Source organism: Novilysobacter selenitireducens, assembly GCF_020026895.1.
GTDB lineage: Bacteria > Pseudomonadota > Gammaproteobacteria > Xanthomonadales > Xanthomonadaceae > Lysobacter_C > Lysobacter_C selenitireducens.
The window spans coordinates 70,400-82,896 of sequence record NZ_JAINZW010000006.1 but is presented as its reverse complement, the minus strand read 5'-3'; the positions used below and the strand labels follow the sequence as shown (position 1 = coordinate 82,896).

At 69.5% G+C, this 12,497-nt stretch carries 14 protein-coding genes; 7 read left to right on the top strand and 7 right to left on the bottom strand.

The window, feature by feature from the left end; translation table 11 throughout:
- Positions 1-159 precede the first annotated feature (159 nt).
- The 3 genes from K6753_RS12400 (at position 160) to K6753_RS12390 (ending at position 3,487) form a co-directional block, all read left to right on the top strand.
- On the top strand, positions 160-399 hold the full coding sequence (locus tag K6753_RS12400) for a hypothetical protein (RefSeq protein WP_223676775.1): 240 nt from the start codon (positions 160-162) through the stop codon (positions 397-399).
- A 145-nt stretch (positions 400-544) separates the two neighbouring features.
- A complete protein-coding gene (locus K6753_RS12395) occupies positions 545-2,251 on the top strand; it encodes a UDP-N-acetylglucosamine--peptide N-acetylglucosaminyltransferase SPINDLY family protein (RefSeq protein WP_223676774.1) in 1,707 nt (568 codons plus the stop codon).
- A gap of 96 nt (positions 2,252-2,347) precedes the next feature.
- Positions 2,348-3,487, top strand: coding sequence for an alpha/beta fold hydrolase (locus K6753_RS12390; RefSeq protein ID WP_223676773.1), 1,140 nt, complete (start codon positions 2,348-2,350; stop codon positions 3,485-3,487).
- 142 nt (positions 3,488-3,629) lie between these two features.
- Here the strand turns inward: K6753_RS12390 and K6753_RS12385 are convergent, their stop codons facing one another.
- The 6 genes from K6753_RS12385 to K6753_RS12360 form a co-directional block, all read right to left on the bottom strand.
- Positions 3,630-4,109, bottom strand: a complete 480-nt coding sequence (locus K6753_RS12385) for an MgtC/SapB family protein (protein WP_223676772.1) — start codon at positions 4,107-4,109, stop codon at positions 3,630-3,632.
- Between the two features lie 33 nt (positions 4,110-4,142).
- On the bottom strand, positions 4,143-4,655 hold the full coding sequence (locus K6753_RS12380) for a hypothetical protein (protein WP_223676771.1): 513 nt from the start codon (positions 4,653-4,655) through the stop codon (positions 4,143-4,145).
- A gap of 69 nt (positions 4,656-4,724) precedes the next feature.
- Positions 4,725-5,225 (bottom strand): GNAT family N-acetyltransferase, encoded by a 501-nt coding sequence (locus K6753_RS12375; protein ID WP_223676770.1) that lies wholly within the window; start codon positions 5,223-5,225, stop codon positions 4,725-4,727.
- The gene (locus K6753_RS12370; protein WP_223676769.1) at positions 5,207-5,401 is read right to left on the bottom strand and encodes a hypothetical protein; all 195 of its coding nucleotides are present in this window, start codon (positions 5,399-5,401) and stop codon (positions 5,207-5,209) included. Before K6753_RS12370 ends, K6753_RS12375 begins: the two co-directional genes overlap by 19 nt.
- Before the next feature lie 95 nt (positions 5,402-5,496).
- Complete coding sequence (locus tag K6753_RS12365) at positions 5,497-5,751, bottom strand: hypothetical protein (protein ID WP_223676768.1); 255 nt, start codon at positions 5,749-5,751, stop codon at positions 5,497-5,499.
- Between the two features lie 386 nt (positions 5,752-6,137).
- Positions 6,138-7,301, bottom strand: coding sequence for a serine hydrolase domain-containing protein (locus K6753_RS12360; protein WP_223676767.1), 1,164 nt, complete (start codon positions 7,299-7,301; stop codon positions 6,138-6,140).
- Positions 7,302-7,455: 154 nt separating this feature from the next.
- Here K6753_RS12360 and K6753_RS12355 point away from each other — a divergent pair, with 154 nt between their 5' ends.
- The 3 genes from K6753_RS12355 (at position 7,456) to K6753_RS12345 (ending at position 11,146) form a co-directional block, all read left to right on the top strand.
- Positions 7,456-7,821 (top strand): DUF1428 domain-containing protein, encoded by a 366-nt coding sequence (locus K6753_RS12355; RefSeq protein ID WP_223676766.1) that lies wholly within the window; start codon positions 7,456-7,458, stop codon positions 7,819-7,821.
- 196 nt (positions 7,822-8,017) lie between these two features.
- Entirely contained in the window at positions 8,018-9,895 is a 1,878-nt protein-coding gene (gene htpG, locus K6753_RS12350; protein ID WP_223676765.1) for a molecular chaperone HtpG, read from the top strand.
- A 294-nt stretch (positions 9,896-10,189) separates the two neighbouring features.
- Complete coding sequence (locus K6753_RS12345) at positions 10,190-11,146, top strand: TerC family protein (protein WP_223676764.1); 957 nt, start codon at positions 10,190-10,192, stop codon at positions 11,144-11,146.
- 86 nt (positions 11,147-11,232) lie between these two features.
- On the opposite strand, the gene K6753_RS12340 is transcribed toward K6753_RS12345, so the two are convergent.
- On the bottom strand, positions 11,233-11,988 hold the full coding sequence (locus tag K6753_RS12340) for a MauE/DoxX family redox-associated membrane protein (protein WP_223676763.1): 756 nt from the start codon (positions 11,986-11,988) through the stop codon (positions 11,233-11,235).
- Positions 11,989-12,060: 72 nt separating this feature from the next.
- On the opposite strand from K6753_RS12340, the gene K6753_RS12335 reads away from it, so the two are divergent.
- Positions 12,061-12,495, top strand: a complete 435-nt coding sequence (locus K6753_RS12335) for a MerR family transcriptional regulator (RefSeq protein WP_223676762.1) — start codon at positions 12,061-12,063, stop codon at positions 12,493-12,495.
- The last annotated feature ends 2 nt before the right edge of the window (positions 12,496-12,497 follow it).

The window sequence follows — 12,497 nt, the reverse complement described above, 5'->3', positions numbered from 1 at the left end:
GTCCCGCTGGCGTGAACCCGATTGGACGTGAGCCCGATTAGATACGCCTACGCAACGCCGTCCGCGCACCGGCCGGCGATTGGGCGCATAGTGGGCGACGGCATCGCCGCCAAGCGCACCCGGCCCGGGCGCGCACCGCCGATGCGAAGAGGACTGCGAATGGCCACTTCAAAGAGCCGCACCCCGCGGCGCGACACGCCGCGCAACGCGACCGCCGGCTCCACCCACCCCAAGCGCAGCGAGAGCGAGCGCATCGCCGAGCACATCGCCGACTTCGAGCGCAGTGGCGGCCGGGTCGAAAAGCTGGGCACGACGCGCGTGCTGCAGAAGGTCGATGCGCCCGCATCCACCGACACGGCTCCGGCGACGCCCGAGGCACCGCGCAAGCGCAAGCGCTGATCGGCGCGCCTGTCGCCGCACCCTCGCGGGTCGCGCCAGGCGCTCTGGCCTTGATCTTGCTAGGTCCCGGCCAGCTCCGCGGCCGCTTGCGCAGCGGCCCCGGCGGGCGTAGAAGCAGGCCTGCAGGGGGAGCCTGGAGGCCGTCATGAACCGCACCCGCCCGCTTGCCCTGTCCGTCCTGGTCGCGCTGTTGACCGGCGCCTGTTCCGATACCCGCGACACGACGCCGACCGCGGCGCAGGCCGAACCGGCGGTGTCCTCGCCCGCCGAAGCCGCGTTGGGCGCCACGCTCCTGCAAGGGCTGGGGGACCACGACTTCCCCGTCACCAGCAACCACCCCGAGGTGCAGCGCTGGTTCAACCAGGGGCTGATGCTGACCTACGGCTTCAACCACGATGCCGCCGAGCGCGCCTTCCTCAAGGCCACCCAGCTCGACCCGCAGTGCGCCATGTGCTGGTGGGGCGCGGCACTGGTGCTGGGCCCGCACGTCAACGCGGCGATGGACCCGACCGTCAATGACAAGGCATACGCACGCCTGCAGAAGGCGGTGGCACTTGCGCCGCGGGCCACCGAGCGCGAGCAGGCGTTCATCCGCACACTCACCGCGCGTTACGTCGAAACCCCGCCGGACGACCGCCGCACGCTGGACGAGGCCTACGCCAACGCCACCCGGCAGTTGATGCACGAGCGCCCCGACGACCTGGATGCCGCGACCTTCCACGCCGAAGCGCTCATGGACCTGCAGCCGTGGGACTACTACGACGACCAGCACCGGCCCAAGGGCCACACCAGCGAGATCGTCTCGGTGCTCGAGTCGGTGATGAAGCGAGACCCCGACCACGCCGGCGCGTTGCACCTCTATGTGCACGCCGTAGAAGCGTCATCCGACCCGCAACGGGGCGTGGCGGCCGCGGACCGGCTGCGCAAGCTGATCCCCGGGTCGGGCCACCTGGTGCACATGCCCGCACACATCTACGCGCGCGTGGGCCGCTGGCACGACGCGGTGATCGCCAACCAGCGCGCGATCGAGGCCGACGACGCCTACCTCGCGCTGTGCCGCGGCAACACCCAGGGCGTGTATCCGCTCGGCTACGTACCGCACAACCACCACTTCCTGTGGTTCGCCGCCAGCATGGAGGGCAACAGCGCACTGGCGCGCGAGGCCGCACTGGCCACGGCCAAGCGCACCGAACTGCCCGAACTGATGCGCCAGCCCGGCCTGGAGGCTTTGCAGCACTTCTGGATGACGCCGTGGTTCGAGCGCGTGCGTTTCGGCCGCTGGGACGAGATCCGCTCGCTGCCCAATCCCGCCGAAGACCTGCCCTACGTCACGGCGATCTGGCACTACGCCCAGGGCACCGCGGCCGCGCGCCAGGGCCGCGACACCGCCGCGCGCCTGCACCTGGAGGCGCTGCGCCCGCTGGCGGCGGACCCCAGGATGGAAACACTGAGAATGTGGGACCGCTACCCGCTCAGCCATGCGGTGAGGATCGCCGAGCGCAGCCTGTCGGCCGATGTCGCGGTGCTGGAAGGCGACCACGACACGGCGATCGCGGCGCTGCGCGAGGCCGTCGCGATCGAGGACACGATTCCCTACGACGAGCCGCCCGGCTGGCACGCACCGGTGCGCCACACGCTGGGCGCGGTGCTGCTGGACGCCGGCCGGCCCGCGGAGGCCGAAGCGGTCTATCGCGACGAGCTCAGGCGCAATCCGGGCAACGGCTGGTCACTGCACGGACTGGCGCTCAGCCTGAAGGCGCAGGACCGCAAGCGCGACGCCACCGATGCGGAGAAGCAACTCGCGCAGGCGTGGAAGCATTCCGACGTGAAGCTGGTCGCCTCACGGTTCTGATGCAGGCCGGGTGTCGGTTGCGCGCGCAGTCGCCGCGCGTGCAACCGATCCGCGCGCCGCCGTATCCCTTCGTGCAACCCACGAAGGAGCCGCCCGATGCTGCTGCGCTGTCTGCTCGCCGCCCTGGTTTTCGCCCTGGTCGCCGCGTCCACCGCCCCGCTCGCCCACGCCGCCGAGTGCCCCGACCGGTCCGAGTACGCGCCGGCGCGCGAGATCATCGCCCAGCTCAATCGCATCGTGTCGCCCGATGGGGTGCAGGAGAGCTACGCCGCGCCGATCGGGGGCGTCGAGCAGTGGGTGACGATCCGCGGCCAGGACCGCGCCAACCCTGTCGTTCTCTTTGTCCACGGCGGCCCGGCCGCGCCGCTGACGCCGGGGCTCTGGCAGTTCCAGCGGCCGTGGGAGGAGTACTTCACCATGGTCACGTGGGACCAGCGCGGTGCCGGCAGGACGTTCGCGCGCACCGACCACAGCGGGCTCAGCGACACGGTCCGCATCGAGCGGTACGTCGAGGACGTCATCGAGATGGCCGAGCACGTGCGCGGCAAACTCGGCCAGGACAAGCTGGTCCTGATGGGCCACAGCTGGGGCACGATCCCCGCGATGCACGCCGCGCTGCGCCGGCCCGACCTGTTCCATGCTTATGTCGGCGTCGGCCAGGTCATCAACGTGCGCGACAACGAGCGCATCAGTTACCAGCACGGCGTGGACCAGGCGCGCCTGCACGGCAACCAGGCGGCCCTCGACGAGCTGGCCACCATCGCGCCCTACCCCGGCGACACGGCGATCACGCGCGAGCGCATCGTGCTGGCGCGCAAGTGGGCGCAACACTACGGTGGCCTGAGCGCGTTCCGCGACGAGTCCAACTACTACTACCGCGGCCCGCGGCTGTCGCCCGAGTACGACGACGCCGACCGCTGCGCGATCAACGAAGGCAACGTATTCACCCTCGGCCGCATCCTGCCGGAGTTCCTCGAAGTCGATTTCAAGCCGGTGAACCGCTTCCCGATCCCGGTGCTGATGTTCATGGGCCGGCACGACTACACCACCCCGTCCGAACCCACCGCGCAGTGGCTGGACCGGGTCGAGGCGCCCTACAAGCGCGGCGTGTGGTTCGAGCGTTCCGCGCACATGCTGCCGTGGGAAGAGCCGGGAAAGTTGCTGGTCAGCCTGCTGCAATACGTGCGGCCGTTGGCGACCGGCGACGGCGTGCCCACGACCGGCACCATCGACTGATCGACAATCGACCTCGAAGGCATCGCACCCGAAGCCGTCGTCCCGGCGAACGCCGGGACCCACGTAGACCTTTGCCGCTGCGCGCCCGGCCACCCATGACACATGTGATCGCGAAGCACTGCATCTGATCGGCGGGCACCTGCTACTCGGACCCGTCCTTCAGCACCCGCGGCACCGCGCTCACCACCATCAGCGCGACCACGGTGGTGATCACCGCCACCATCTCCTGCCCCATGCCCGCGGCCATTCCGATGGCCGCGGTCATCCAGATGCCGGCCGCGGTGGTCAGCCCTTCCACGCGCTCATCCTTCTGCATCTTGATGATGGCGCCGGCCCCCAGGAAGCCGATGCCCGAGACGATGCCCTGCATCACGCGCGTGACATCGCCGCCGTCGATATCCGCCAGCAGAGGCGCCAGAACGAACAGGGCCGAGCCGATCGATACCAGGATGTGCGTCTTCAGGCCCGCTGCGCGGCCCTTGCGCTCACGCTCCCAGCCGATCAGGCCGCCCAGCAGCGCCGCCGTCAACACACGCGCGGCGATGACCGCCAGCGTGGCGGCATCGGGCACCGAGAACTCCTGCGCCAGGGCCTGCCCTACTTCTTCGATCGTGCTGCTCAATGATGTCTCCTTGGGTAGGCGGCGATGCAGCGCTTATTGCGCCGCAGGCTCGCAACGGACCCGCGTCATGCTCGCGCCGTCCGGGCCATCGACGCGCAGCGACGCATCGCTATTGGACAGGCGCAGCACCTGCGTCGCCGTCCACTGCTGCCCCTCGCCTTCGTAATCGGACTCCACGCGGATGCTGTCGGCATCCAGCGTTTCCACGCTACGCGGCACCGCGATGCTCTCGTGGAAGCGCAGCGCGTCGGCGCTGATCGCCAGGCCTTGGATGTGCGCGTCGGGTTCGCGGCAGCCAGCCTCGTCGGCCGCCCAGTCGCCGTGCCAGCGCGCGGGGATCGAGGCCGCAGGTGCATCGTCACCCGCGATGCCTTCATTGCCGCTGTCCTTCGCGGGCGGCGTTGCTTCGTCGGGTGCCGGCGTGGGCGCGACCGGCGTGTCGGTATCCGCGTCGTCGGTGGCGGGCGCGCCGCCGCTGCAGGCCGCGAGCAGCAACACCAGGGCGGCGGATGCGGCGGCGATGGCCGGCCGGGAGGAAAGAAGCATCGCGGTTCTCCATGACATGGAGCGGCGATGATCGCGGGCACCATGTGGACGCCTGGTCAGCGGCGCCCGTCAGGCCGGTGGACGGTGCAGGGCGAAAAACGGGATCGTCCGCCGCTGCCGGAAGCCGACACGCTGGTACAGCGCGATGGCTCGTGCGTTGTGCTGGGCCACATGCAGGAAAGGCTGTTGGCCGGCGGCGAACAGGTCGTTCGCCAACCGCGCCATCAACCGCCGCGCCAGCCCGCGTCCGGTGTGCGCGGGGTGGGTGCAGATCGCGCTCATCTCGGTCGCATCCGGCGTACCCAGCCGCTCGCCGATCATCGCCGCCAGCCGTCCGTCGTCGAAGATCCCGAAGTAGCGCCCCAACTCCATCGTGCGCTCACGGAAATAGTGCGGGTACACCAGCGCCACCAGCTCCAGCACGTCCGCCCGGTGTGCCGGCGTCAACGCGACCACATCCGGGCCATCGGGCTCGTCCAACGGCGCATCGAGCACCATCTGCGACAGCTCGCCCAGCGGCTCCAGCCGCCACCCGTCGATGGCCGGTGGCGTCACGCCGAGCAGGTACACCGATTCCCCCGGCTCGACAGCGATTCCAGCCCGTCCCGCGCGTCGGCACCGCCATCGGCCACGCCCAGGAACGGTGCGTATTCGACCGGGTAGCGCGCCACCCCGTCCGCAAGACGCGCGATGTCAGCATGCCGTGTGCGAAGCGAGGACCAGAACGGGTTGTCGAGGGCGTGCATGCGGTCGCATCCAGTGAACCGGGCGCAATCTATCGGATGCCGAGGCAACACACACCGCGTGATGGCCAAACGGTCGTCCGCGAAAGGAATCCACCCTAGTGCGGAAGGTGCGCGCCCGCGTCCTCGTAGCGCGCCCGCCAGACCACGAACTGGCGACTGGACCCGGGCCCGCATCCCGCGATCGGCCACTGCCGGGCGAGGGCCAGGTCGACGGCGACCTGTGCGATCAGCGCGTGCAGGTCTGCCAGTTCCGCCTCGCGTACTGCACGCGCCTGGACGAGTTCGGCCAGCAGCTGCTCCAGGTCAAGGCGCCGGCTTCCGTCACCGGCCGGGCCGGAGCGCCGGGCCAAGGCGTCGGATCGACGTCCGGCCGCGGGTGCGGCATCGCGTGCCCTCGGCCGTCGCCGCCGTTCACGCATGGGCCACCCTTCGTTTTCCGCGACCTCCAATGCACGCATGCCCGGTTCGGGCCACGGCGCAGGGTGGACGTCGACAGACACGGGGCGCTCCGGGGGTTGGACGGCCTCGTCAAGGCAGAACGGCAGCCTACTCCCGGGGCTGTAGACGGGCGTGACGGGGCCGCCGCGTGCCGAGGCGCCGATGTCCAGCACCTGGCGGGACCGGACCTCCCGATCGACTGCGTCGGATCCAGCCGAAGCCGGTCGCGGACGCCAGCAGCAGGGTCACGATGGCGGCGGTCCCGACCGGACGTTCGTGGTACCTGTGCGCGCGACGATCAGCGCTCGATAGCCGCGAGCGTGCGCGTCACCACGCCGGCCAAGTCCGGGGTCCAGCGCAGGACGATGACCAGGTCGTGCTCGCGGTCGATGTAGACGTAGTTGCCGCCGAAGCCGGCGGCCCAGAACGCGGACTCGGGCGCGGCCGGGATCGCCTCGCGGCCGGTGTTGAGCCACCAGAGGTAGCCGTAGTCCGTCTTGACGGGCGACGGCGCGGTGGCCTGGGCGATCCAGTCCGACGCGACCAGGCGCGTGTCGCCCCAGACACCGTCGCGTTCCATCAGCAGGCCGAAACGCGCGTGGTCGAGCGTGCTGACGAACATCCCGCCACCGAAGTGGCCACCGCCGGACACCGATTGCATGCGCAGGCCGTCCAGCTCGACCCAGGAATTGTCGTAGCCATGCCAGCGCCACGTGGACGAGGCGCCGATCGGGTCCATGATCCGCCGCCGCAGCATTTGCGGCAGCGGCTCGCGCACCACCTCCATCAGTGCCCACGCCAGCAGGTTGATGCGCACGTCGTTGTACTTGTAGTGCGTGCCGGGCGCGCGCAGCGGGCGGTTGGCCGGGTCGTCGCCTTCCGGGCGGTCGGCCCAGTCCGCGACCTCCCACAGCGTGCCGCTCCAATCGGAGGTCTGGTGCAGCAGGTGGCGCCAGGTGATCGCGCCGTTGTGGACGCCCTGGAAGCGGTCGCCGGGCACGTAGCGCGACACCATGTCGTCCAGCGAGGCGATGCGGCCATCGGCCACCGCCAGCCCGGCGACGGTCGAGAGGTAGCTCTTGACCGCGCTGAAGGTCATTTCGGCGCGTTCCAGGTCACCCCATTCGGCGACGATGCGGCCGCCCCGCACGATCACGCCGCTGGCGCCGGCACGGGGCTGGACCGGCCCGAGGATGCGGTAGTCGGGTTCGCGCGCGCCGAACGACTCCATCAGCACCTGCCGCAGGTCGGACGGTTCGACCTCGGCGTTGGCCTGCGCATGGGCGACCGCATCGGCCAGCTTCGCGGGGTCGAAGCCCGCTTCCGCAGGGGCCTGCCTGGCCCATTCGTGACGCGGCGGCACGTACTCGCCGGCCAGCGCCGGCAGGGCGGCCAACGCGGCCAATAGCGCGAAGGCCTGCAGGCGGATCGACGTACGGCGCAACGGGGCGCTCGGGTTCATGGCATGGTCGCGGCGGCGGAAACGGGCCGAGTGTACCGGCCGCCCTGCGTCGGCCGGCCGGTGTCGAAACCCGCACCTGCCATCCGTCGCCCTAGTCGAAGACCGCGCCCATCGCGCGTCCGCGGCCACTGCCGCACCAACACCGGAGCACCCCATGTCCTATATCGACGGTTTCGTGATGGCCGTACCCACGGCCAACAAGCAGAAGTTCATTGACCACGCCGCCACGTTCGACCCGCTTTTCATGGAGTTCGGCGCCCTGCGCGTCCTGGAATGCTGGGGCGACGACGTGCCTGACGGCACCGTCACCGATTTCCGCAGATCCGTGCAGGCCACTTCCGAGGAATCGGTCGTATTCGCCTGGATCGAATGGCCGGACAAGGCCACCCGCGATGCCGGCATGAAGAAGATGATGGACGACCCGCGCATGGACCCGGAGAAGAACCCCATGCCGTTCGACGGCAAGCGGATGATCTACGGGGGGTTCCAGCCCGTGCTGGAACTGCCCGGAAAGGGCTGACCCCCGGGACCGCGCAGGCCCCCGGCGCCCCCGGGCCCCGGGCCAGCCCCGCCCCGGGCCGCCCCGGGCCCCCCGGGGGGGGGGGGCCCCCCCCGGCCCGGTGTCGACTCCCGGCCGGGGAGGCGCACGCTTGATTCCCGCGCCCACGGCCCCACTGTCCGGACTCGCTTCCGCAACACGCACTCCGGACACCGACATGACCGCCACCACCGAAACCCGCGCCTTCGAAGCCGAGGTCGCCCAGGTCCTGCACCTGGTGACCCACTCGCTGTACTCGCACAAGGAAATCTTCCTGCGCGAGCTGGTCTCAAACGCCTCCGATGCGCTTGACAAGCTGCGCTTCGAGTCGATCGCCGACCCGTCGCTGCTGGCCGGTGACGGCGAGCTGCACATCGACATCAGCGTCGACGAGGCCGCACGCACGGTGACCATTCGCGACAACGGCATCGGCATGTCGCGCCAGGAAGTGGTCGCCAACATCGGCACCATCGCCAGCTCCGGTACGCGCCGCTTCCTGGAGGCCATGGCGCAGGACGCCAAGGCCGACGCGCGCCTGATCGGCCAGTTCGGCGTGGGTTTCTATTCCGCGTTCGTGGTCGCCGACCGCGTGACCGTGCTGACCCGCCGCGCCGGCGCCGGGGCGTCCGGCGGCGTGAAATGGGAGAGCGACGGCCAGGGCCAGTACACGCTGGAACAGGTCGAGCTGCCCGAGCGCGGCACCGCCGTGGTGCTTCACCTGAAGGCGGACGAGGACGAGTTCCTGAAGGCCTGGACACTGCGCTCGCTGGTCCACCGGTATTCCGAGCACATCGCCTTCCCGATCCGCATGCCCAAGGACGCCGGCGACGACGAGGGCGCGACGCCCGAATGGGAAACCGTCAACGCCGCCTCCGCGCTGTGGACGCTGCCCAAGTCGGAGATTTCCGCCGAGGACTACCAGGGCTTCTACAAGTCGCTGGGCCACGACTTCAACGACGCGCTGGCGTGGAGCCACAACCGCGTCGAGGGCAACCAGAGCTTCACCACCCTGCTCTACCTGCCGGCGCAGCCGCCGTTCGACCTGATGATGGGCGGCCGCGACGAGCGCAAGGGCGTGAAGCTCTACATCAAGCGCGTGTTCGTGATGGACGCCGCCGAGGAGCTGCTGCCCAACTACCTGCGCTTCGTGCGCGGCGTAGTGGACGCCGACGACCTGCCGCTCAACGTCAGCCGCGAGCTGCTGCAACACAACCGCCAACTGGACCGCATCAAGGCCAGCTGCGTGAAGCGCGTGCTCGACCTGGTGGAGACGCTGGCTCGCGACGAGCCGGAGAAGTTCGCCACCTTCATCAAGGCGTTCGGCAACACGCTGAAGGAAGGCATCGTCGAGGACCCCTCCAACCGCGAGCGCATCGCCAAGCTGCTGCGCTTCGCCTCCACCAGGGGCGATGGCGCGTCGAAATCGGTCTCGCTGGACGACTACATCGGCCGCATGGCCGAGGGCCAGGACACCATCTGGTACGTCACGGCCGAGACCCATGCGGCGGCCGCGGGCAGCCCGCAGCTGGAAGCTTTCAAGGCGCGCGACATTGAAGTGCTGCTGATGTCGGACCGCATTGACGAGTGGATGCTCGGCTCGCTGCGCGAGTACGACGGCAAGCGCCTGCAGCACGTCGCCAAGGGCGAACTGCCGCTGGACGAAGCCGGCAAGCAGAAGCAGGAAGAGGCCGCCAAGGCGGCCGAACCGTTGCTGGCCCGGATCAAGTCGCTGCTGGGCGAGCGCGTCGAGGACGTGCGCGTGTCGGCGCGCCTGACAGACTCGCCCTCGTGCCTGGCGCTGGCCGACCACGACATGGCGCCGCACTTCGCCCGCCTGCTGCGCGAAGCCGGCCAGGACCTGCCCGACAGCCGGCCGACGCTGGAGGTCAACCCGGAGCACGCTCTGCTCAGGCGGCTGGAAGGCGAAAGCGACGACACGAAGGCCGGCGACCTCGCCTGCCTGCTGCTGGAGCAGGCCGAGATCGCGGCCGGCGCGCCGCTCGACGACCCGGCCGCCTTCGTCCAGCGCATGAACCGCGTGCTGATGGCGGGTTGATCGCCGCCGCATCGCCTGGGGCCGCGCGGCGCCCGGGCGATGCGATGGTTGACCGGGAGCGCGGCAGCCCCAACAATCGCGCCCCGAAGGGGAGTAGCTCCCAATCGCTGTGGCCGTCATTTCGGGCGTCATGCCCCGGTCCAGCAGCCTGCCGCCACGGCAGGCGGGCAAGACCTTCGCCGCAAGGCGACAGGTGCAATGCCCGGGCTACGTCACCCACCGACGTATCCGTCCGTATGGGCGCCCTCGAACCTTGCGTTCGATGGCGCCTTTTTTCATTGACGGAGCGGATGGATGGACACGATCGGCAACCCCTGGCTGTGGGGTGGGTTTTTCCTGGTGGTAGTGGTGGCGTTGCTGGCCGACCTGGTGCTGATGCGCCACGGCGGGCCGCACAAGGTGACGTTCCGCGAGGCGCTGTACTGGAGCATCGGCTGGGTGCTGCTGGCGCTGGCGTTCAACGCCGGCCTGTGGTGGTACATGGTCGAAACGGCCGGCCCCGTCGTCGGCAACCGAGTGGGGCTGGAGTTCCTCACCGGTTACCTGGTCGAGAAGGCGTTGGCGGTCGACAACATCTTCGTCTTCCTGATGCTGTTCACCTACTTCGGCGTGCCGGCGCATTCGCAGCAGCGGGTGCTGGTGTTCGGCGTGCTCGGCGCGATCGTGCTGCGCGCGATCATGATCTTCATCGGCGCCGCGCTGATCGTCCGCTTCCACTGGATCCTCTATGTGTTCGGCGCGTTCCTGCTGCTGACCGGCATCAAGATGTGGATGGCCGCGGGCAAGGCGCCGGACATGGACAAGAACCCTGTGCTGCGCTGGATCACGGGCCACCTGCCGCTGGTCCGCCGCTACCACGGCGAGGCGCTGTGGATCGGGCAGGGCAGCCGCCGCAAGTACACGCCGCTGTTCGTGGTGCTGGTGATGATCGCGGTGACCGACGTGATCTTCGCGGTCGACTCGATCCCGGCGATCTTCGCGATCACCACCGATCCGTTCATCGTGCTGACGTCCAACGTGTTCGCCGTGCTCGGCCTGCGCGCGATGTTCTTCATGCTGGCCGGCATGGCCGACCGCTTCCACCTGCTGCCCTACGGGCTGTCGCTGGTGCTGTGCTTCATCGGCACCAAGATGCTGCTGGTGGACGTGTTCAAGATCCCCGTGGGCGTGTCGCTGGGCGTTGTCGCGGCAGTCATCGCCACGACGGTGGTGCTGAGCCTGAAGCGGCCGCCGGTCGCGGAATCCGGGTGAGGCCGGCTGTTCGGAAGATCGCGTAGCCCGGGAAAGCGCAGCGCACCCGGGTCGAACCCCGGGTGCGGCCTACGGCCTTACCCGGGCTACGCGTGGCCCACCAGCATCCATACCGCCATGCCGACCATCATCAGGTTCTCGGTCAGCGACACGAAGCCCAGCGGTACCCGGCTGTTGCCGCCCACGCACGCGCACTTGATGTCGCGCTTGTCGATGTACACGGCCTTGAACACCGACACCGCGCCGATGCCGCCGATGAACAGCGCCAGTGGCGCCGACAGCCACGTCAGCACGCCGGCCAGCATCAGCACGCCGGCCGCGCCTTCGGCGAACGGATAGATGTACGAGTACGGCACCCAGCGCTTGGCCAGCAGGTCGTAGCCCAGGAACATGCTGGAGAACGACTCCACGTCCTGCAGCTTCAGCAGCGCCAGCGCACACATGCTGATCGCGATGAACCATTCGATCGCACGGCCTGTAAACGGCGTGCCGAACGTGGCCTGGCTGACCGCCATCGCCATCAGCGCGGTCATGGCGAACAGCGCGATGACCGGCCGGTAGCTGGTGGCCTTGGGGTCGCGGACCTTCATGCCGAAATGGCGGCGCAGGTCTTCGTAGCCGCCGACGCGCGTGCCGTCGATGAAGACCTGCGGCGTGGTCTTGACGCCGTGCTCGGCCTTGAAGGCATCGGTCTCTTCGCGTGTTTCCAGGTGGCGGTCGTCGACCTGGAAGCCTTTTCGCTTCAGCAGGTCGACGGCCTTCAGTCCGTAGGGGCAGACGTGTTCGGCGGTCACCATCCGGTGGACGATCGCCGTCCGGTTCGCTGGCGTGATGGAGTTCATGGCGGGATTCCTGGCTTGTCCGGGAGCGGACCCGGACCTATGTACCGTGCGTACCACGGTACGGAGTCAAGCATGAGCGCCCTGTCGATCTCGGAATTCGCCCGCGCGGGCGGTGTCGGCGTGGAAACGGTCCGCTACTACCAGCGGCGCGGCCTGCTGCCGGTCCCGCCGCGTGCGCAGGGTGCAATTGGCGGGGGCATCCGCCGCTACGACGAACGCGACATCGGCCGGCTGCGTTTCATCCGTTCGGCCCAGGCGGCGGGCTTCACGCTGGAGGAGATCGGCGAACTGCTGGCCCTGGATGCCACGGCCGACCGTCGCCGCGTGCACGCGCTGGCCGAAGCCCGGGTCACCGCGCTCGACGCGAAAATCGCCGACCTGCAGGCGGCGCGCGATGCGCTAGCGCGGCTGGCACGACGCTGCGGCGGTACGGTGGATGGCGAGCCCTGCCCCATCCTCGATGCGTTCGAGCCAGCGCTGGATTGCGATCCACGGCTACCGGTTTGACG